General features: G+C 67.4%; 17 protein-coding genes. 13 read left to right on the top strand and 4 right to left on the bottom strand.

Going from position 1 to position 20,969, the window contains the following annotated elements; genetic code table 11:
* Positions 1 to 9 precede the first annotated feature (9 nt).
* The 8 genes from ACY34H_RS02720 to ACY34H_RS02685 all read left to right on the top strand — a co-directional run bounded on the left by ACY34H_RS02720 (position 10) and on the right by ACY34H_RS02685 (position 10,532).
* Positions 10 to 996 (top strand): ABC transporter permease, encoded by a 987-nt coding sequence (locus ACY34H_RS02720; protein ID WP_464975942.1) that lies wholly within the window; start codon positions 10 to 12, stop codon positions 994 to 996.
* A complete protein-coding gene (locus tag ACY34H_RS02715) occupies positions 993 to 1,802 on the top strand; it encodes an ABC transporter permease (protein WP_464975941.1) in 810 nt (269 codons plus the stop codon). Before ACY34H_RS02720 ends, ACY34H_RS02715 begins: the two co-directional genes overlap by 4 nt.
* A 24-nt stretch (positions 1,803 to 1,826) precedes the next feature.
* The gene (locus tag ACY34H_RS02710; RefSeq protein WP_464975940.1) at positions 1,827 to 3,215 is read left to right on the top strand and encodes an SfnB family sulfur acquisition oxidoreductase; all 1,389 of its coding nucleotides are present in this window, start codon (positions 1,827 to 1,829) and stop codon (positions 3,213 to 3,215) included.
* 11 nt (positions 3,216 to 3,226) lie between these two features.
* Positions 3,227 to 4,852, top strand: a complete 1,626-nt coding sequence (locus ACY34H_RS02705; protein ID WP_464975939.1) for an ABC transporter substrate-binding protein — start codon at positions 3,227 to 3,229, stop codon at positions 4,850 to 4,852.
* Positions 4,853 to 4,886: 34 nt separating this feature from the next.
* Positions 4,887 to 5,897, top strand: a complete 1,011-nt coding sequence (locus ACY34H_RS02700; protein ID WP_464975938.1) for an aldo/keto reductase — start codon at positions 4,887 to 4,889, stop codon at positions 5,895 to 5,897.
* On the top strand, positions 5,894 to 7,849 hold the full coding sequence (locus ACY34H_RS02695; RefSeq protein ID WP_464975937.1) for an ABC transporter ATP-binding protein: 1,956 nt from the start codon (positions 5,894 to 5,896) through the stop codon (positions 7,847 to 7,849). The genes ACY34H_RS02700 and ACY34H_RS02695 overlap by 4 nt, the downstream gene beginning before the upstream one ends.
* Positions 7,846 to 9,645 (top strand): ABC transporter ATP-binding protein, encoded by a 1,800-nt coding sequence (locus tag ACY34H_RS02690; RefSeq protein ID WP_464975936.1) that lies wholly within the window; start codon positions 7,846 to 7,848, stop codon positions 9,643 to 9,645. The genes ACY34H_RS02695 and ACY34H_RS02690 overlap by 4 nt, the downstream gene beginning before the upstream one ends.
* A 113-nt stretch (positions 9,646 to 9,758) precedes the next feature.
* Positions 9,759 to 10,532: a YybH family protein gene (locus tag ACY34H_RS02685; protein ID WP_464975935.1), complete on the top strand. Its 774-nt coding sequence runs from the start codon at positions 9,759 to 9,761 to the stop codon at positions 10,530 to 10,532.
* A 21-nt stretch (positions 10,533 to 10,553) separates the two neighbouring features.
* On the opposite strand, the gene ACY34H_RS02680 is transcribed toward ACY34H_RS02685, so the two are convergent.
* Positions 10,554 to 11,459: a CysB family HTH-type transcriptional regulator gene (locus ACY34H_RS02680; protein ID WP_464975934.1), complete on the bottom strand. Its 906-nt coding sequence runs from the start codon at positions 11,457 to 11,459 to the stop codon at positions 10,554 to 10,556.
* Positions 11,460 to 11,699: 240 nt separating this feature from the next.
* Between ACY34H_RS02680 and ACY34H_RS02675 the strand changes: the two genes are divergently transcribed.
* From ACY34H_RS02675 to ACY34H_RS02665, 3 genes are all read left to right on the top strand, one after another.
* Positions 11,700 to 13,991 carry a TonB-dependent receptor family protein gene (locus ACY34H_RS02675; protein WP_464975933.1) on the top strand — a complete coding sequence of 764 codons (2,292 nt, stop codon included), beginning with the start codon at positions 11,700 to 11,702 and terminating at the stop codon, positions 13,989 to 13,991.
* Positions 13,992 to 14,002: 11 nt separating this feature from the next.
* On the top strand, positions 14,003 to 15,241 hold the full coding sequence (locus ACY34H_RS02670; RefSeq protein WP_464975932.1) for an acyl-CoA dehydrogenase family protein: 1,239 nt from the start codon (positions 14,003 to 14,005) through the stop codon (positions 15,239 to 15,241).
* 311 nt (positions 15,242 to 15,552) lie between these two features.
* Complete coding sequence (locus ACY34H_RS02665; RefSeq protein WP_464975931.1) at positions 15,553 to 15,858, top strand: hypothetical protein; 306 nt, start codon at positions 15,553 to 15,555, stop codon at positions 15,856 to 15,858.
* 65 nt (positions 15,859 to 15,923) lie between these two features.
* On the opposite strand, the gene ACY34H_RS02660 is transcribed toward ACY34H_RS02665, so the two are convergent.
* Positions 15,924 to 16,070, bottom strand: coding sequence for a hypothetical protein (locus ACY34H_RS02660; RefSeq protein ID WP_464975930.1), 147 nt, complete (start codon positions 16,068 to 16,070; stop codon positions 15,924 to 15,926).
* A gap of 246 nt (positions 16,071 to 16,316) precedes the next feature.
* Positions 16,317 to 16,469, bottom strand: a complete 153-nt coding sequence (locus ACY34H_RS02655) for a hypothetical protein (protein ID WP_464975929.1) — start codon at positions 16,467 to 16,469, stop codon at positions 16,317 to 16,319.
* Positions 16,470 to 16,800: 331 nt separating this feature from the next.
* On the opposite strand from ACY34H_RS02655, the gene ACY34H_RS02650 reads away from it, so the two are divergent.
* Together ACY34H_RS02650 and ACY34H_RS02645 are read left to right on the top strand one after the other, a co-directional pair.
* Positions 16,801 to 17,229 (top strand): KGG domain-containing protein, encoded by a 429-nt coding sequence (locus ACY34H_RS02650; RefSeq protein ID WP_464975928.1) that lies wholly within the window; start codon positions 16,801 to 16,803, stop codon positions 17,227 to 17,229.
* An 80-nt stretch (positions 17,230 to 17,309) separates the two neighbouring features.
* Positions 17,310 to 17,453: a hypothetical protein gene (locus ACY34H_RS02645; protein ID WP_464975927.1), complete on the top strand. Its 144-nt coding sequence runs from the start codon at positions 17,310 to 17,312 to the stop codon at positions 17,451 to 17,453.
* A gap of 45 nt (positions 17,454 to 17,498) precedes the next feature.
* On the opposite strand, the gene ACY34H_RS02640 is transcribed toward ACY34H_RS02645, so the two are convergent.
* Entirely contained in the window at positions 17,499 to 20,525 is a 3,027-nt protein-coding gene (locus ACY34H_RS02640; RefSeq protein WP_464975926.1) for an Ig-like domain-containing protein, read from the bottom strand.
* Between the last annotated feature and the right edge of the window lie 444 nt (positions 20,526 to 20,969).

The raw sequence follows: 20,969 nt of genomic DNA, 5'->3' as shown, positions 1-20,969 counted from the left end.
AGAACCGATATGAGAGCGTATATCCAGCGCAGGCTGCTGCAATTCGTGCCCGTCATCCTGGGCATCTGCATCCTCAATTTCATCCTGATCCAGGCCGCGCCTGGCGACCTGGCCGAAGTGGTGGCCGCCGAATCGGCACAGGTCGAGGGCGCCATCGTCGAAGACCAGGTGGCGAAACTGCGCACCTCGTTCGGCCTCGATGCGCCGCTGCACATGCAGCTGCTGGCCTACCTGGGGCGCCTGGCCAGCTTCGACCTGGGGTATTCGCACCGCTTCGGTGCCCCGGTAGCCGAGCTGATCGGCGACCGGGTCGGTGCCACCGCGCTGCTCGGACTCACCAGCCTGGCCCTGGCAGTCGTCGTCGGCGTGCTGCTCGGCGTGCTGTGCGCGCGCTGGCGCAACGGCCGGCTGGACCGCGCCGTATCGGCCCTGATGGCGCTGTGCTATTCGGTGCCGGTGTTCTGGCTGGCCCTGATGATGGTGGTGCTGTTCGGCGTCACGCTGCAATGGTTCCCGATCGACGGCATGCGCGAAGTGGGCATCGAGGCGCAGGGGCGCTGGAGCGAAGCGCGCGACGTGCTGTGGCACCTGGTGCTGCCGGCAACCACGCTGGCGGTCTACTCGATCGCGGTGTACGCCCGCTTCACGCGCGCATCGATGGTCGACGCGCTGCAGGAGGACTATGTCCGCACGGCCCGCTCGAAAGGCCTGTCGGAACCGGTGGTAGTGTTCCGCCACGCGCTGCGCAACGCGATCCTGCCGGTGCTGACCCTGATCGCCGGCCACTTCGGCGAGCTGCTGGCCGGCAGCATCGTCATCGAGACCGTGTTCTCGTGGCCCGGCCTGGGCAAGCTGACCTACGACGCGGTGGTCAACCGCGACACCAACCTGCTGCTGTCGATGCTGTTCCTCAGCTCCCTGCTGGTGATGGCCACCAGCCTGCTGCTGGACATCCTGTATGCCGCCCTCGATCCCCGCATAGAACTCAAAAAATGAAAATGCCGCTATCCGCCGCCGCCAGCCTGTCGATCCTGCTGCTGGTGCTGTTCGCCGCGCTCGGCGCGCCGGTGTTCTTTCCGGGCGATCCGCACGACATGGTCGCCACTCCCTACCTGTGGCCGGGGCAGGACTGGGCCCACCCGCTGGGCTCCGACCTGATGGGACGGGACATCGCCACCGGGCTGGCCCACGGCGCCCGTGTCTCGCTGCTGGTCGGCGCATCGTCGGCCGGCCTGACGCTGCTGATCGGCGTGGTGGTCGGCACGCTGGCCGGCTACTGCGGCGGCTGGGCCGACAACGCGCTGATGCGGCTGACGGACTTCTTCCAGATCGTGCCGCGCTTCCTGCTGGCGATCATCCTGGTGGCCGTGCTGGAACCGTCGATCTGGGTCGTCGTGCTGGCGCTGGGTGTCACGTCGTGGGTGCACACCGCCCGCGTCGTGCGTGCCGAGGTGCTGCGGCTGCGCCACCGCGAATACGTGCAGGCCGGCCTGGCGGCGGGCATGGGCCATGGCCGCATCATCCTGCGCCACATCCTGCCGAACGCGCTGACGCCGATCGTCGTCAGCACCTCGATCGTGGTGGCCGGCTGCATCCTCCTGGAATCGAGCCTGTCGTTCCTCGGCCTGGGCGATCCGAACGCGATGAGCTGGGGCGCCATGATCGGCACCGGCCGCGAGGCCATCCGCACCGGCTGGTACATGATCGCGATCCCCGGCGCGGCCACCATGCTGACGGTATGGGCCCTGAACGTGCTCGGCGACGCGCTGAACGATTATTTCAACCCGAAACTCAACAACTGAACCGCAAACACCGAGAGAGCGAAGATGAGCAACGATGCAGCGAATACGGCAGCAAAGACCCCAGTAAATACAACATCGAGACGCGCTGAGCAGACCGCCGCGCAATCCTCGATCACCGCCATCGGCCAGGGCCGCGCCCACGTGATCCGCGACGATGCCGAAGCGATCGACGTGGCGACGGCGCTGGCCGCCGCGTTCGCGCCCGGCGCCGCGCTGCGCGACCGCGAACGCCGCCTTCCCGTGGCCGAGCTGCGCCAGCTGCGGCTGAGCGGCCTGTGGGGCATTACCGTGCCGCGCGAACATGGCGGCGCCGGCGTGTCGTACGCCACGCTGGCCAGGGTGTTCGCGATCCTGTCCGCCGCCGACGGCTCGATCGGCCAGATCCCGCAGAACCATTATTTCATCCTCGAGATCATCCGGCACGAGGGCAGCGAGGCGCAGAAAAAGTTCTTCTTCGAGCGCGTGCTGGCAGGCGACCATTTCGGCAACGCGCTGGTCGAGCCGGACGTGCGCCGGCCGGAAGACCGCAAGGCCAGCCTGCGGCGCGATGGCGACGGTTACCGCGTCAACGTGCGCAAATACTACTCGACCGGCGCGCTGTTCGCGGACTGGGTGCCGGTGGCGGTGGCGGACGAGGAGAAGCGCCACTTCCTGGCGATCTACCCGCGCACGGCCGAAGGCCTGCGCGTCGTCGACGACTGGGCCTCGTTCGGCCAGCGCACCACGGCCAGCGGCACCGTCATCGCCGATGACGCCTGGCTGAAGCTGGAATGGCTGGTGCCCCACTCGGTCAATGCCGACCACGTCAAGCCGGTGGGTCCGGTCGGCCAGATCATGCACGCCGGGATCGATACCGGCCTCGCCCGCGCCGCGTTCGACGCCACGGTGGCCTTCATCCGCCGGCGCAATCCAAAGGCGGACGATGCGCCGCCCGAGGCGGTGTGGGAGGAAGACCAGCTGAGCATCCGCGAGATCGGCGACCTGGCCGTCTCCCTGCACGGCAGCGAGGCGCTGCTGGAGCGGGCCGGGCTGCTGATCGACAGGGCGTACGCATCGCAGCTGGCCGCCGACTGGACGCGTGCCGCGATCGCCGTGTCCGAGGTGCGCGCGGCCAGCACGCACAGCGCGCTGCTGATCACCAATAAACTGTTCGAGCTGGCGGGCACGCGCTCGACGGCGCCCGATTACGGCCTGGACCGGCTGTGGCGCGACGCCCGCACGCACACGCTGCACGACCCGGTGCGCTGGCGCCTGTTCGATGTCGGCAATTACTACGTCAACGACAAGGTGCCGCTGCGCCGGCCGAAGTGGGCCGAGCAGCCGAACAGGCCGGACAAGCCGCAGGCCATGCCGGAGGGGCCGGAACCCGTGACGGGCGAACCGCCGCAGCCCCGGCTGGCGGCCGGCCTGTGAGGAGGGCGCCGATGCTGCGATCCGACAATCCCGTCCTCGCCGCGCTGGCCGATCCGGCGCGCCGCCGCCTGTTCCGCTTCGGCGGCGCGGCGCTGGCCGCCGGCATGCTGCCCGGCGCCGCCCTGGCCGCGGCGGAAACGCCGGTGCGCGGCGGCACGCTGGTGGCGATCGCGTTCCCCGAGCCCGCCACGCTGGCCACCCACCTGAACGGCGCCAATCCGATCTCGCTGGTCACGTCGAAGATCTATGACCGGCTGTTCGTCGAAGGGAACCGGCATGAACTGCTGCCGCGCCTGGGTCTTTCCGCCGAGACCTCCGTCGACGGCCTGGACCTCACGATCAGGCTGCGCCAGGGCGTCAAGTGGCATGACGGCCACCCGTTCGATGCGGGCGACGTCAAATTCTCGATCGAGAAGATCTGGCCACTGCAGTTCTCCACCATCACCAATGTGATCGCCAGGGTCACGGCGCCCGATGCGCACACCATCGTGCTGCGCCTGAAGGAGAAGTGGCCGATCCTGCTGCGCTACCTGGGCCAGAGCGCCGGGCAGATCCTGCCCCGGCACCTGTATGAAGGCACCGATATCGCGACCAACCCGCACAACAACAGGCCGGTGGGCACGGGGCCGTTCCGCTTCAAGGAATGGCAGCGCGGCAGCCACATCGTCCTGGAGCGCAATCCGGACTACTACATCGCCGGCCAGCCCTACCTCGACCGCATCGTCTGGAAGGTAATCAACGATTCGGCAAGCCGCGCCGCGGCGCTGGAGACCGGCGCGGCTCATTTCGCCGCGCGCAATCCGATTACCTTCAGCGACGTGGCCCGGCTGAAAGGGCACCGCGACCTGGTGATCGACACCAGGCAGTACGAGCCGAATTCGTACTGGCTGGAATTCAACCTGCGCGATCCGCTGGTCGGCAAGCTGGCCGTGCGCCAGGCGATCGCCCATGCGATCGACCGCGCGGCGCTGGTGAAGACCGTGTGGGGCGGCTTCGGGGCGCCACTCGATGCGCCGGTGCCGTCGGGCGTGGCGGAGTACTTCACGAAGGAGGTGCCGAAATATCCGTTCGACCCGAAACGCGCCGAGCAGCTGCTCGACGCCGCCGGATTCCCGCGCAAGGCCGGCGGCTGGCGCTTCCGGCTGACCCACGACTTCATCCCGTTCGGCGACGACTACCGGCGCACCGGCGAATTCGTGCGGCAGGCCCTGCGCAAGGTCGGCATCGATGCGTCGCTGGGCGCCAAGGACCTGTCGACCTGGACCCGCGACGTGTTCACCGACCGCAAGTTCCAGGTGATCAGCACGTGGGGCGGCTGGTCGCGCGATCCGCAGGCCAGCCTGGACGTGCGCTTCGGCCAGCGCGGCGACCGGCGCGGCGTCCCGTGGAGCAAGGTGTCCGGCTACAGCAACAAGGAGATCGATGCGCTGCTGGAACCGACCCGCTCCGGCGCCGATCCGGCGCTGCGCAAGGTCAACTACAAGCGCATCCAGCAGATCGTGCAGGCCGAACTTCCGGTGCTGCCGCTGCTCGAAGTGTATTTTTTCTCGGTGTACAACCGGCGCTTGCGGAACGCGGACGAACTGCCATACCCGACGCGCAACAACTTCGCCAATGTGTGGCTGGCGAAGGCATGACAGCCACGATCAAGGACAGGATGCAAGGACAGCAATGAGCGACTACTACCAACTGGGGCGCAGCGGATTGCGCGTTTCCCCGCTGTGCCTCGGCACGATGATGTTCGGCGGCGTTACCGGCGACACCGAGGCACGCGCCATCATCGACGATGCGCATGAAAACGGCATCAACTTCATCGACACCGCCGACGTGTACAACGGCGGCGAATCGGAACGCGTGGTGGGCCGGGCCATCGCCGCGCGGCGCGACAAGTGGATCCTGGCGACCAAGGTCGGCAACAAGGTTGGCGACTGGCCGAACGAGGCGGGCCTGTCGCGCCGCCGCGTACTGCACGCGGCCGAGCAGAGCCTGGCCCGCCTGGCCACCGACTACCTCGACATCTATTACCTGCACCGCCCCGATGCGCTCACGCCCCTGGAAGAAACGCTGCGCGCGCTGGGCGACCTGCTTGCCCAGGGCAAGATCCGCTACTACGGGCTGTCGAACTTCCAGGGCTGGCAGATCGCCGAGGTGGCGCACCTGGCGCGGCAGCTGGGCATCGCCGGGCCGGTCGTCACGCAGCCGTACTACAACGCGGCGAACCGGATGCCGGAAGTGGAGCACCTGCCGGCAGCGGCCCATTTCGGCCTGGGCGTGGTGCCTTACAGCCCGCTGGCGCGCGGCGTGCTGACGGGGAAATACTCGCCCGGCGCGGCGCCGGAAGAGGGCAGCCGCATCGCCCGCAACGATGCGCGCGCGCTGCAGACGGAATGGCGTGCGGAGTCGCTGGCGCTGGCCCAGGCCATCGGCGAGGCGGCCCGGGCGCGCGGCATCACGACCGCCGAATTCGCGTTTGCCTGGGTGTTGAACAACCGGCACGTCTCGTCGGTGATCGGCGGCCCGCGCACGCTTGCCCAGTGGCGCAGCTATCGCGCCGCGCTGCGCTACCGTTTTACGGCCGAGGATGAAGCGCTGTTCGACCGGCTGGTGCCGCCCGGGCATCCCAGCACGCCCGGCTATACCGACCCGGCCTACCCGGTGACGGGCCGGGTGGCGCGGGCATGACGGCGGCGGCACCCGAACCCTCCGCACCGCCGCCGATTCACGCGCAGATTCACGCGCAGTTTCCAGAATATGTCGATGTCCATGCGATGCCCCGCGTGCTGGGCCGCCTCCTGCGGCTGGCGCTGCGTCATCCATGGCGTTGCGCCGCCGCGGTGGCGTGCGCGCTCGGCGCGGCTGTCTTCAACCTGGTCATGCCCCGGCTGCTGGGCCAGGCGGTCGACCAGGCCGGCCACCTTGCCGGCAAAGGCGCGCCGCTTGCCGGCTCAGGGCTTGCCGATTCGACGCTGGCCGATGCCGGGCACGCACTGACATGGACCGCAGTGTTCATCGTGGCGGCCTGCGCGATCCGCGGCACGCTGACGGGCCTGCAGGGCTATTGCGGCGAGACCCTGTCGCAGCGCGTGGCGTACGATCTGCGGCTGGCATTCTTCAACAAGCTGCAGCAGCTGTCATTCGCCTATCACGACCGCATCCACACGGGCGAACTGATCGCCCGCGGCATGCTGGACCTGGAAGGCGTGCGCGCCTTCTTCGAGTTCGGCGTGCTGCGCACCATCACGCTGGCGCTGCTGCTGGGCGTCGGTTCGTGGCGGCTGCTGCATGTCGACGCCAGCCTTGGCCTGCTGGCGCTGTCCTTCGTGCCGTTCGTGCTGGCCATTGCCGCCGGCGCCGCCGTGCGGCTGCGCGCCAGCTGGCAGCGCCTGCAAAGGATGATGGCCGAGCTCACGCTGCGCATGGAGGAAAACCTGCAGGGCGTGCGGGTGGTGCGGGCGTTCCGCTCCAGCCTGGCCGAACTGGCGCGCTTCGACGAGATATCGCAGCGCGCGCTGCGGCTGTCGAACGCCCGCATCACCGAGCGGATGGGCTCGATCAGCCTGATGACGTTCTTCTATTATGTGTCGCTGGCGCTGGTGCTGTGGGTCGGCGGCCGGCGCGTGGCCGCGGGCGAGCTCACGGTCGGCGCGCTGGCCGAGTTCATCACCTTCATCACGATCCTGCAGCAGCCGCTGCGCCAGGTCGGCATGGTGGTCAATTCCAGCGCGCGCGCCACCGGTTCGGGAGCCCGGCTGTTCGAGGTGCTCGACGCGGTACCGGAGATCGCCGACCGCCCCGGCGCGGTGGACCTGGCGCCAGGGCCGAAGACGCTGCGCTTCGAGAATGTGGACTTCCGCTACGTGGAAGGCGGACGGCAGGTGCTGTGCGACGTCAGCTTCACGGTCGCGCCGGGGCAGGTGCTGGGCATCGTGGGCGCGCCGGGCAGCGGCAAGTCGACCATCGCGCACCTGGTGTCGCGTTTCTACGATCCCGGCGGCGGCCGGGTCACGCTGGGCGGCCGCGACGTGCGCGACGTCACGCTGGCGTCGCTGCGGCGCGAAGTCGCGCTGGTCCAGCAGGAGAATTTCCTGTTCGATACCTCGGTCCATGACAACGTGGCCTATGCATCGCCCGACGCCAGCGCGGCGACGGTGACGGCCGCCGCGGGCATCGCACAGATCCACGAGCATGTCGCGCGGCTGCCGCACGGTTATGCCACGCGCGTCGGCGAACGGGGCGCGGCGCTGTCCGGCGGCCAGCGCCAGCGCATGACGATTGCCCGCGCGCTGGTGGGCGACCCGGCCGTGATCGTGCTGGACGATTCCACCGCCGCCGTCGACCCGGTCACCGAGGGCCGGGTGCGAGAGGCCCTGCGCGGCGCCTGCCGCGAGGCGGCCACCGTGATCATCGCGCACCGCCTGGGCGCGCTGCGGCATGCCGATCACATCGTCGTGCTCGATGGCGGCGCGATCGTCGAACGCGGCGATCACGCATCGCTGCTCGCGGCAGGCGGGCGTTATGCCGCGCTGTGGTCGCTGCAGCACCGCGCGGCCCGCGACGACCATCGGGACCCGCTGCGCGATGGCGGGCGGGGCGTGCCGGAAATGCACGAGCCGGTGGCGGGAGTGGGCACATGAGCGCCTTTTCGAACGGCGCCACACGCGAGCAGGGCGAGGAAGTCTTCGCCCCCTTCGACCGCAGCGTGACGGCGCGGCTGTGGCAATTCATGCACGGCCACCGTCCCATGCTGGCCGTGGTCGTGCTGCTGGTGCTGCTGTACACGGCCGTGCAGGTGCTGTTCCCGGTCGCCATCCGCCACGCGGTCGACAGTGCGCTGGGGCGGTCGACGCATGCCTTCGACACCGTGCTGGCGGCGTTCGCGCTGCTGGTCGTGCTGAACGCGGTACTGACTTTTTTCCAGGAGTGGCTGGCGGCACGGCTGGCGCAGACAGTGATTTTCGACCTGCGCCGTGCCATGTTCGCCCACCTGCAGCGCGTCTCGCTGGCGATCCTCGACCAGACGCACGTCGGCCGGCTGATGGCGCGGCTGCAGGGCGATGTGAACGCGCTGCAGGAGTTCATGGAAACCTCGGTCACCGCGCTGGGCGAGCTGTTCCTGCTGGCCGGGCTGGTGATCCTGCTGCTGACGATGGACTTCCAGCTCGGCCTGCTGACGCTCGGGGTGCTGCCGGCATTGCTGGTGCTGCGCCATGCGTGGCTGCCGTGGGCGAAACGGGTGTTCGCCCGGGCGCGCGAGGCGTCGTCCTCGGTCAACGCGGCGCTCGCGGAGAACATCAACGGCATCCGCACCGTGCAGGAGAACCGCCGCGAAACGGTCAACCTCCAGCGCTACGCGGCCCGGGCGCGCGAAAACCTCGACGCGCAGACCGGATCGTCGCTGGTGTCGCAAGTGATGATGCCGGCCGTCGACCTGCTGACGGGACTGGCGATGGCCGTCGTCGTCGTCGCGGGCGGGCGCGCCGTGCTGGCCGGCGAGCAGGATGTCGGTGTCATGCTGGCGTTCATCTTCTGCGTGCAGCGCTGCTTCGACCCGATCCGTACGCTGGCCATGCAGTACACGGTGATGCAGCGTGCCATGGCATCCGGCCAGCGCATCATCGAGGTCCTGGAGGTACCCGTGACGCTGGACGACCGTCCCGACGCGGCGGAGTGGACGGATGCGCCGCCGTCGGTGTCGTTCGAGCACGTGACGTTCGGCTACCGTCCCGGCCTGCCGGTACTGCATGACCTGACCCTGCGGATCGCGCCGTACCAGACCGTGGCGCTGGTCGGGCCGACCGGCTCCGGCAAGACCAGCATCGCCGCGCTGGTGCACCGCTTCTACGACGCCTGGCAGGGCACGGTGTCGGTGGGCGGGCGCGACGTGCGCGGCCTGACGCTCGATTCGCTGGGCCGGCACATCGGCATGGTGCTGCAGGAGCCGTTCCTGTTCAGCGGGAGCGTGGCCGACAATGTCGCCTACGGCCTCGCCGGCGCCACCCGCGAGCAGGTTGTCGCGGCCTGCAAGGCGGTGCATGCGCACGATTTCATCGCCGCGCTGCCGCAGGGGTATGACACGCCGCTGGGCCAGCGCGGGCGCAGCCTATCGATCGGCCAGCGCCAGTTGCTCAGCTTTGCGCGCGCGCTGCTGGCGTCGCCGAAGATCCTGATCCTCGACGAAGCCACCGCCAGCATCGACAGTTTCACGGAACAGGAAATCGGGCGGGCGCTGGACGTGCTGCGCCGGGGCCGCACGACGATCATCATCGCCCACCGGCTGGCGACGATCCGCGACGCCGACCTGATCGTGGTGCTGGACGGCGGCCGCATCGTCGAGCAGGGCAACCACCGGCAACTGCTCGCGCGCGACGGCATGTACGCCGCACTGCACCGCAGCAGCAGCGCCTCGTTCGACGACCCGGCGTCCGGGTAGCGTGGCTACGCATATGAAAGTCAATGCAATCAATGGCTTGAGCGAAAGTTGACGCCCGCTGGCGGTGAACCGTTGCTACCATGTGAGTCCTTGAAACCATCAACAGGCATACCATGTCCATGCTCCGCACGTCGCTCGCCGCCATCGCACTGACTGTCCCCGTCCTCGCCGCCCATGCCAATCCCGGCCTGCTGGCGGAGGTGAAGGGGGCCGATGCCGCCTACTGGAAGGCGTACAACGACTGCGACTACGCGGCGCTGGACAAGCTGACGGCCGAGAACGTGGAGTTCTACCATGACCGGGGCGGCGTCACCAATGGCCGCGCCGCGCTGACCGAGAGTGTGCGCAAGAACATCTGCGGCCGGCGGCCCGCGGTGGCGGTCACGCGCACGGCGCAGGACAAGGACGTGCAGATCCACCTGCTGAACCGCGGGCCGGATGTCTACGGCGCGCTCGTCACCGGCAAGCACGCGTTTGCCGAAGGCCCGGTGGGCAGCACGGTGGCGCCGGACGGCCAGGCGCTGTATTCGATGCTGTGGCTGCGCGGCGCGGACAAGGGCTGGACCATTTCGCGCGTGATCAGCTACGACCACAAACCGATCCCCAACGACAGCAAGGCAATCGAACTGCCCGCCGCGGAGCTGGACCGTTTTGCCGGAAGCTACAGCTCCGGCATGCAGAAGTCGCTGGACTTCAAGCGTGTCGACGGCCACCTGTCGGTGGAAGTCGAAGGGCGCGCCGTCACGCTGTATCCGAAGAGCGCGAACATCTTCTTCATGAAGGAACGCCCGATCGAGATCGAGTTCAAGTCCGGAGCGGACGGCAAGGTGACCGGCCACGTGGTGCGCGCCAACGGGCAGCCGGTCGACCAGGGCAAGCGCCTCTAATCACCGGACGCGTGCGCCCGCCTACTGCGGGGCCACCTGCAGGCCCGGCGCGAACATGTCGATGAAGCGGTAGGCAAAGCTGGGCAGGAACACGCCGTTGCGTACGCCCAGCATCGTCGTGCACGTGCCGAACAGTTCGCCGTCGGTTTCCAGGACCTGCAGGCCGGACTGCGCCAGGTCATCGAGCGCCATCTCGGCAACGATGCCGATGCCCAGGCCGCGCCGCACGTAGGTCTTGATCACGTCGGCATCCATCGCCGTCAGCCGCAGGTCCGGCACCAGGCCGCCCTGCCTGAATGCCGCATCGACGCACTTGCGGCCGGTGAACTGCTCGTTGTAGGTGATCAGCGGGTAGGCCGCGATGTCGGCCAGCGTGACCGGCGTGCGCGCGAGCAGCGGGTGCCCGGCCGGCACCACCACCCGGTGGTTCCACGTAAAGCAGGGGAACGCCTGGACGGCCGCCGCCGCGTCCAGTGCCTCCGAGGCGATGCCGATGTCGGCGTCGCCCTCGCTGACCATCGCGGCGATCTGGCGCGGCGTGCCCTGGTGCAGCTCCAGCGTGACTTTGGGATATGCGCGGTTGAATTCCTCCACCACTTTCGGCAGCGTGTAGCGGGCCTGCGTGTGCGTGGCGGCGATCACCAGGCGGCCGCTGTCCACGCCGGCATACTGGCTGGCGTAGCGGCGCAGGTTTTCCGTCTCCTGCAGGATGCGGCCGACGATCTGCACCGCGCCGTCGCCGGCGCGCGTCAGGGCCGTCAGGCGCTTGCCGGAGCGCACGAACAGTTCGATGCCCAGTTCGTCCTCCAGGTCCTTGATCTGCTTGCTTACCCCCGACTGCGACGTGTACAGCACGGCCGCCACTTCGGTCAGGTTCAGGTTGTTGCGCACGGCTTCGCGCACGAAGCGCAGCTGCTGGAAATTCATCGGTCACTCCGGTCACTATCACGCCACCATCATAGTTATCCATGCGCGAATGACAACGAACCGTTCCGAATATGGATATCGAAAACGCGCAGGGCCGCTTTGCAAAGCAGCGCCGCGGCGCGGATCCATATATCGGCGGCGCTCATATCGATTCCACTTTTGATTGTTTGTGCAAGCCGGTGTGGTTCGGTAACGTCGGGCTCACTATTCCATTGCACCCATCGAAAGAGAGAACCGCACGTGTACCAGGCAGAATCGAAGCTTCAGGAGAAAAACAGGAACAAAACCGGCCGCGGCGCGCTGACCGCCAGCGCCGCAGCGGCGGCAGCGTTGTGCGCCATGCTGGCGCCGGCGCAGGCGGCATCGGTCGCCGCGGCGGTTGCCGCCGTGGAGGCGGTGCCCGCGCTGGCCGTTGCCATGGCGGGGCAGGCCGAGGTGGCGGGCGCCGCGGCTGCCGCGACCGCGGCGGCCGACGCCGATACGAGCATCGCGATGGCGGGCACCGTGCATGTGGCGGGCAAGGCCCTGAACGGCGCCGACCGCGCGCGGCTACGGCTGGACGACGTGCCGGGCGGCGTCAGCGTCGTCAGCCAGGAACAGGTGGAAAAGGGCCGCGTGTTCACCAATGAAGACGTGCTGGCCTTCCAGCCGGGCGTGTACGCCCAGGCGGCCGGCGGTACCGACGGCATCAAGATCTCGATCCGCGGCTCGGCCATCAACCGCGGCACCAACTTCTTCCGTTCCGGCACGCTGTTCCTGTTCGACGGCCTGCCCGTCACGGGACCGGGCGGCACGCCGTATGAACTGTTCGAACCGCTCGGGCTGTCGCGCACCGAGATCCTGCGCGGTGCCAACGCGTTCGATGAGGGCGCGCTGATGCTGGGCGGCGCGATCAACTACGTCACGCGCACCGGCCGCGACGCGGCGCCGTTCGAGGTGCGCGTGGAGGGCGGCAGCTATGGCTACAGGAAGGTGGCGGTCAGCTCGGGGCAGGTGATCGGCGACTGGGATTACTACGTGGCCGGCATCGCTTCCGAGCGGGACGGCTACCAGCAGCTGTCGCAGGGCGAGTCGCGCGGCTTCATCGGCAACCTGGGCTACCGGATCACGCCGAAGCTGGACACGCGCTTCTACTTCCGCTACCGGAAGACGGACAACTGGCAGCCCGGCGCGTTGACCGTGGCGCAGGTCGAACAGGATCCGCGCCAGGCCAACCCGGTCGCCGTGGCACAGGATGCGCACCGCAACCAGCCAGGTTCGCGCTGGCTGGCCAACAAGACCACGTGGACCATCGACGACGATTCGTCGCTCGAGGTGGGCCTGGTAGTGCACGATTACCCGATCGACCAGCAACTGGCCGTCAACGTCGGCAGCTGGGGCTTCGCCGATGCGTCGTACTCTCTGCAGTACGCGCGCCGCGATACGCTGTTCGGCAGGCGCAGCGAAACGAAGGTGGGCGCGCTGTCGACTAGTCACATCAATCGTGGCTGGCTCGATACGCGGGTGCGCATTCCGGCGGCGGCCACCGCCGCGCTGCCGGTCGGCACGCTGATCCGCCGCGCCGAGTACGACGGCGAGGACCACGTACTGCATGCCGGCAACGACCTGGAAGTGGCATCCAGACTGTGGCTGACCACCGGCGTTTCCGCCATCAGGACCAAGCGCTACACGGAAGTGGTGTATCCGGTCACGAACGAACCGTACCGCCGCAGCACGACGGCGCTGGCGCCGCGCGCCGGCCTGCGCTACACCTTCGACAACGAGATCCAGGTGTTCGGCAACGTCAGCCGCTCGGTCGAGCCGCCGAATTCGTGGGCATTCCTGACGATTCCGCCGGCCTTCACCTCCGGCCCCGCCAGCGGGCTGTCGCGGCGCGGCCTGGACCTGAAGGACCAGAAGGCCAATACCGTCGAACTGGGTACGCGCGGCCGCGCCTTCGATTCGAACTGGAGCCTGTCGATCTACCGCGCGCTGGTGAAGAACGAGCTGCTGTCGGTCGAGGTGATTCCGTCCTCGGCGACGTCGGCGGCGATCACGGCCGAGTCGAACGCCACGCCGACGGTGCACCAGGGTATCGAGGCGGGCCTCGAATCGCAGCTGTGGAATGGCGGCGCGGCCGGCAAGGTGTCGGCGCGGCAGTCGTTCACGCTGAACGACTTCTACTTCCGCAACGATGCCCGCTTCGGACGGAACACGCTGCCCGGCATACCGAAACGCTTCTACCAGGGCGAACTGCAGTACGAGCACCCGGGCGGCTTCTACGGCAGCGTGTCGGTGCAGGCGGCGTCGCCGATCGACGTCGACTACGCCAACTCGTTCCGCACCCATGGCTACGGCATCGTCAACGCCAGCCTGGGCTACGACCATCCGCGCGACGGCTGGAAGCTGTTCGTCGACCTGCGCAACCTCGCCAACAAGCATTACGTGTCGAGCGTGGCGCCGGCCTACAACGACGCGGGCACCGACCAGCGCCGTTCGGCGCCGGGCGAAGGATTCGGCGTGTACGCCGGCATCCAGTACGCATTCCGCTGAACGGAGCAGCCATGAGCGACATCCACGCATCCGATCCCACGCAGCCTGCGGCAACGGCCGCCGAATGGACTACCGAAGCGCTGCGCGAGCGCTTCCGGCCGGTATTCGAGCGCATCGCGCTGGGCGCGGTCGAGCGCGAACAGCAGCGCCGCCTGCCGTTCGACGAAGTGCGCCAGCTGCGCGGCGCCGGCTTCGGCGCGCTGCGCATCCCGCGCCGCTACGGCGGCCTGGGGGCGACACTGCCGCAGTTCTTCGCGCTGCTGCTGGACCTGGCCACGGCCGATTCCAATATCTCGCACCTGTTGCGCGGCCATTTCTCCTTCCTCGAGAGCCGCCTGAACCACGAGGACGAAGCCACCCGCGCATTCTGGTTCCCGAAAGTCGCCGACGGCGCGCTGATCGGCTACGCGATGGCGGAGCAGTCCGCCAGCACCACGATCGGGACCACCATCGTCCGGGACGGTGACGGCTGGCTGTTGAACGGCAAGAAGTTTTATAGCACCGGCACGATCTATGCCGACTGGATCGTGGCAACGGCACAGGATGGCGAACAGCTGGCCAGCATCGCCTTTCCCGCCACCTTGCCCGGCGTGACCCGCCTGGACGACTGGGACGGCTTCGGCCAGCGCATGACCGGCAGCGGTACCACCGTGTTCGACAACGTGCGGCTGCGCGACGAGCACGTGGTGCGCCGTTTCGACGGCACGTTGCCGGTCTCGTACAATAAGGCGTTCCTGCAACTGGTGCTGCTGACCAGCATGGCCGGGGCTGCCCGGGCCGGGTTGCGCGAGGCGATCGCCTTCGTACAGCGCAAGACGCGGGCATTCGACGTGCCGGGCGAGTCGAGCCCTCGCCACGACCCGCTGGTGCAGCGCGTGGTGGGGCGCATCGCCAGCCTGTCGTATGCGGCCGACAGTATTGTCGGGACTGTCGCTCGGTCGCTGGAGGACGTCTGGCAGCGCGCCCTGGCCGGCGCCGCGGACGATGCGCTGTATGCCGCCGTCGAGATCGAGGCGTTCCAGGCGCAGCAGGTGGTCATCGACCTGGTGCTGCAGGCCAGCACGCTGCTGTTCGACGTGGGCGGCGCCTCGGCCACCAGCGAGGCGCGGCGGCTCGACCGCCACTGGCGCAACGCGCGTACGGCGGCCTCGCATAATCCCGCCATCTTCCGCGAGCGGATGATCGGCGATTACTGGCTCAACGGCACGGTACCGCCGCGCATGCCGGCGGCCGGGCCGGCACGGAACTAGCCGGCCGGCCATTTCCGGGCGGCAGTAGTTACAATCGATGACAGTTTTTTATCCGCCAGCCGCTACCATGTTGAAGATGCCGCAGCGAGCGCTACCAGCGTTCGTCGCGAAGCTGCCCGGGTAACCCCGGGCCGTCCGGCGGCATCTTGCGCAGTTCAACAACTATAAGGCTCGCAGATGAACTTCCTGTCTATCAACCTGGCGCCGCAGTCCCGTGTTCCGGCCGGTGGCGCCCCTATCCAGGCGATCGATCCCGATTCGCCCTGTTTCGAGAATCTTGTCCGGCCAGGCACGCGCAAGGCGTGCATCGCATGGCGGACGTCCGTAGCGGCAATCCCGGCCAGCACCTGCCTGCCGGTGGAGCATGCATCATGACGCGCCAGCTGAGAAGGAACAGCGAGATGGAAGCGGTGGTGCGGCAGGGGCTGGTGGTCGATGCGCAGCGCGGCGCGGCCAATGCGTGGGTGTACATGGCGGCGCAAGGCGTGCCGCGCAATGTGATCACGCGGGTACTGTCGGCGCCGGACAACCGCCGCGACGGCGACCGCTTCGCCGTCGAAGCGAAGCAGTTTCCGGCTCCGGCGGTGCGCATGCGGGCGCCCCGGCATGCCCACTGACCGGGCCTGTCCATAAAACAAAAGCCTCCGCGAGCGGAGGCTTTTTCAACGGCGGCGGCTGAAAATTACAGCGGTGGCAGCGGGCCGTTCACGTACGGTGCGCCAGCCAGTTCGATGGCGCGGCGGACTTCGGCCAGGAAGGAAGCGAGCAGGCGGGAAAAGCCCGAGGTTTCGGTGGCGGCTTCAAAGCGCGGTGCGGTAGTGGTCGTCATGGTCAGCTCCTGAATTTTGTGCGTTGGCGATTGCGATGGATGAATCTTACGCGCCGCTCAGATATATGGCCAATTTTGATTTCCCATGCCGGCGATAACCAGGTCGAATAACTGTGCGGCGCTGTCATCACTGTTTCGTTACGTAAATATTCGTTTTGCTTATTTCTCTACCGCGCGATAACTTTCTGAAAAGAAAAAAGACCAGGAATCGATCCTGGTCTTTGGGCGGTACGCCGGCAGGCGTTCTCACAGCGGCGGCAGCGGTCCATTCAGGTACGGCGCGCCGTACTGCTTGATGGCGTTGCGAATGAAGCGGAAGAAGCTGCCTGCTGCACGGCGCACGGCAGAGCCGGTCCTGGGTGTGCGGGCGGGGGCGGTAGCGGCGATCGTCGCGTTCATGGCGGTGTCCTTGAGTCGTTGGCGTTATGCGATGGACGAATGGTACGGAAGAGTGAGATATAACGCCAATTTCGAGTTTGGATGTGGGCTATAACCTGATCTGATTTCTACGCGCTGCACGGCGGCACCGCCACATTTGTTGCAAGCGATGAGTGATCGCTCCGACCCGTCCCTGGCGCGGATTCCTACGCGCCGCTAGGCGCATGGCTTATAAAAAAACTGTTCACCAAGGCCTACTATGGCCACTCCTTCAAGCGACCTGGTGTTGACCAGCTCGCAGATGGATGTGCAGTGTTCAACTTATTTATTACACCTACTTAAGGAGATCATCATGGCAGCCAACCGTTCGAACAACAACAACCCGCAGGGCAACAACCAGCACACGCAGAACAGCGGCAACAGCCAGTCCGGCAACCGCGGCAGCAGCCAGTCGGGCAACCAGGGCAACAGCCAGAGCGGCACCAGCAACCGCGGCTTCGCATCGATGGATCCGCAACGCCAGCGCGAGATCGCTTCGGAAGGCGGCCGCGCCGCCCACGCTTCGGGCAACGCCCACGAGTTCACGTCGGAAGAAGCGCGCCGCGCCGGCCAGATGAGCCACAAGAACGACGGCAACCGCCAGAGCGCATCGGGCGGCAACAGCCAGTCGGGCAACCGCGGCAACAGCCAGTCGGGTAACCAGGGCGGCCGCGGCACGCAGGGCGGTACGCCGGAACAGCACGCCGCCGCGGGCCGCCAGAGTCACAAGAACGACCGCTGACCGGCAATCTACATCGCTGTGCACAGCCGCCCTGGGGGTGATGCCGTTCAGTCAAGGTCTTTCTTCAAGACACGGACGGTATGGCGCTGAGGGAAGGCTTCGACGGCCCGATCGAATTTTCGATCGGGCCGTTCTTCATGGCGGAGCCTGACGAGACGCTGACGACGGCGCCGGGCCACCGCTTGCAACAGCTGAAAAGGAAAATGCCGTTCAGCGCTGACTGAACGGCATTACTGCCGCGGCAGCCCTTTTCGTCGCTATGCCAGGCGTCAGGCAGTGAAGTTCCAGTCCGTCGCGGCGACCTGGTGGCCCACGATCTCGGCCGATTGCGTCATCGCCTGCGCTACCGCTTCCAGCGTCACGCCTTGAACGACTTGGTCTGCCCACCATGCCTGGCCAGCGGCATCCGGGGCGCGGTTGAAGATGCCCTGGTAGAGAATCGCCACGTCGTGCGCTGCGTTGCCGTCCAGTGCGCCGAACGCGGCCACACCTTCGGCGGACGTGATGATCTGCAGGGCGATGGCACCCATGCTCGTGCCCTGCGCTTCCACGCCGGCCCAGTAGGCGAAACCATCCACGTCGGCCTGGCGGCCCAGCACGTTTTCATACAGGCCGGCCAGCGTCGTCAGTTCGACACGGTTTTCCACCGCGACCGCGCCATCGCCGAACTGCAGCGTTTCCACGTTGACCACCTTGGCCACCGATTCCGGCACGGCCTTGCTGGCGACCAGCAGATAGCCGCCGTGCTGCTCGACCGTGTAGTCGGCCTGGGCGCCGGTGAAGACGGCCGTGTCGGCGGCTTTGCCGCCATGCAGCAGCGTGATGGCCGGAAGCACTTCGCCGCCGCTGGCCCCGTCTGCGCCCGCCCGGGCCGCGCTGCCGAACTGCAGCACGTCGGTGCCGCCGCCCGCCAGGACGCTGCCGCCCGCACCGGCCGAGACGACGAAGGTCTGGCCGGCGCTGTCACCGGTCAGGATCTGGCCCGGGGTGCCGCTGGACACCGTGACCGCCCCGAACACGGCCGCGAACGGAATGTCCTTCAGCGTGACGGCGCCGCCGGCCGGCAGCTGCGTGCCGTCCAGCACGATGGCAACCGGCGTGCCCGTGTCCTGGCCGGCCACGAAGTCGGCCTTGCCTTCACCGCCCAGTGTGACGGTCTGCACCAGCAGCGCCGTATTGTGCGGCAGGTGCGACAGGAAGGTATTGCCGCTGCCCGTCATGCCGCCCGTGTCCGTGCTGCCCGTTGCCGAGCCGGTGGCCCTGATCGCGGCGATCAGCTGTTCCAGCGACGCGGCCGCGCCCTGGCTCACGCCGCCCGCCGCGGACAGGCCTGAGCCCGTGTGCACCTGCGCCGTCACCAGCGCCGTGCTGCCCTGCGAACTCAGCGGAATGTCGGCCGTGCTGGTGCCGCCGCTCTGTTCGGCGCGGCCCGGCGTCACGACCGGCACCGTGATGGCGGTGCCGCTGGCGCCGCCAGGCAGCGTGATGGGCTTGACGTCGACATTGACGCCATCGACCGTGGTGACGGGCGTTTCGACGACGGGCGTTTCGACGATGGGCATGGCCTCGATCGTCAGGTTGAACGCGGTGCTGGTCTGCGACAGGTTGCCGGCCACGTCGGCTTGCGCGGCCGTCAGTGTGTGGGCGCCCTCGGCCAGCGAGTCGCTGGCGATGCTCCATACGCCCTGGTCGTTCGCCTGCGCCGTGCCCACCAGGCGGGTGCCGTCGTGCAGCGTGACGGTCGCGTTCGCATCAGCCGTGCCCGTGATCGTCGGCGTGGCGACACTGGTCTTGCCGTCGCCCGCCGTGCCCGAGTCGCTGGCCGCGGCCAGCGCCAGGCCGGCCGGCGCATCCGGCGCCTCGGTGTCGATCGTGATGGTGAGCGCGTCGCCTTCGAGCAATTGCCCTATCGGCGGCGTGCCCGACGCCGCGCTGTACAGCACTTGCGCGTTCGGATCGGCGATCGCGGCGCTGACGACGTGGTCGCCATCCTGCAGTTCCACTGCGATCGACCATTTTCCGTCCACCCCGGCCTGGCCTTCGCCGATGATGGCGCCGCTCTTCATCAGGTACACCGTGGCGTTCTGCGCCGCCGTGCCGGTCAGCGTGGGCATCCGCACGTTCGTGATGTTGTCGCCTTTGGCGCCGGAATCGTCCGCCTCGGCGAGCGCCGGCGTGCCCGGGCGGCCCGTGTCCACCGTCACGGTCAGCGCGTCGCTCGCGGCGGACAGGTTGCCGGCCACGTCCAATTGCACGGCTGTCAGCGAATGGTCGCCGTCATCGAGCGCGTTCGCCGTGATTTCCCACGCGCCCAGGCTGTTCGCCGTGGCGGTACCTACGACGGTCGTGCCATCGTACAGCGTGACACCGGCATGGGCCTCGGCCGTGCCGGTGATGGTGGGCGTGGTATCGGATTGCAGCGTCTTGTCCTGCAGCGCCAGGGCCGCCGGGGCGCCGGCATCGGTATCGATCGTGACCGTCAGGGTAGCGGCCTCGCTGCTGCCCTGGGTGCGGGCGCTGATGACATGCGTGCCATCCTGCAGTTGCAGGCCGGGCACGGTGAATTTGCCGTCGGTGTCCGATTGCACGGTTGTGACAGGGTTGGCGGCGTTATCAAGATAGATGTCGATGGCGCTGCCGGCGTTGGCGACGCCTGTCAGCAGGGGCGTGCTGTCGTTCGTGATGTTGTCGGTCATGCTCGCGCCGGATTCGCTGCCCGCGTCGAGCTGGAGCTGCATCGTGATGGGATTCAGGACGATATCGTCGAGCAGAAGACCGAAGTACAGCTCGCCCGTCGTGCTTGTGAACGTCACGGTATCGATATTGGTCCATTCCTGGCCAAACGTCAGTGTCCCGCTGGGAAACTCGGCCGCCTGCCCCACGTTGCTCATCGCGTATGCATACGTCACCGAGCCCGAACTGTCGTTCTGCAAGATCGAGACCGTATCGGCAGCCACCTGCACGCCGTCGTTGTAGCCGGTAATGACGAAATCGGACGTCATGACGGGCAATGCGATCGACACCAGCTGGAAGTTGTCGGCCAGGGAAGCCGAATGCATGCTGAACACAGGCGAGACCGAATTCGTGTCGGTCGAGATTCCGCCGCTTTCCAGGGCCAATGCGTAGTCAGACAGATCGGAGCTGCCGTTATAGAACGCGACCGGGATGAAGACGCCGGCCGAGGTCGTCGTGGTGCTTTCGAACATGAGTCCGTTCACGGCGAGCGGCAGGGGAAGCGGCTGAATGGGGCCCACGTAATCGTTGAAGTCGGTACTGGTCGGTTTGGTGGTGGTCATATAACGGCTTTCGTGTCCAGAGCTTGTATGGATAATGTGATGATGCTGTGTGGCAATGGTAGAGGCCGTCATAAAACAGGGAAATATCTACGTGGAAACTATCTGCAAAGAAATTACATTTGTAGGATTGGTTCCACGGTTTTTTGGCAAGCTTGCACTGGATGCAGGTTGCATTCATCGACACGGACGACTCCGGCGGCCAGCCACCCCAGGGAAGCGCGCCGCGCCATTCCTTCTTTTGGGGCGGCCTTTTAGCGTCTGGAAACCTCGCAAAGCGAGGGGAAATGTTGAGGCAAGAAAACAGTGCGAAAACTCGACATTTGGCGCGCACGGCAGCAGGCGCGCTTGTATGTCGAGCCGGAGTGGCGCATGATTTTCCGGCATCGCTTCCACACAGCTATTCCCCGCGTCAGCCCAATATCGCCCCACCAACGACGGAGACCG

Source organism: Pseudoduganella sp. jia 9, assembly GCF_055502615.1.
This window is presented reverse-complemented; position numbering and strand designations above follow the sequence as displayed.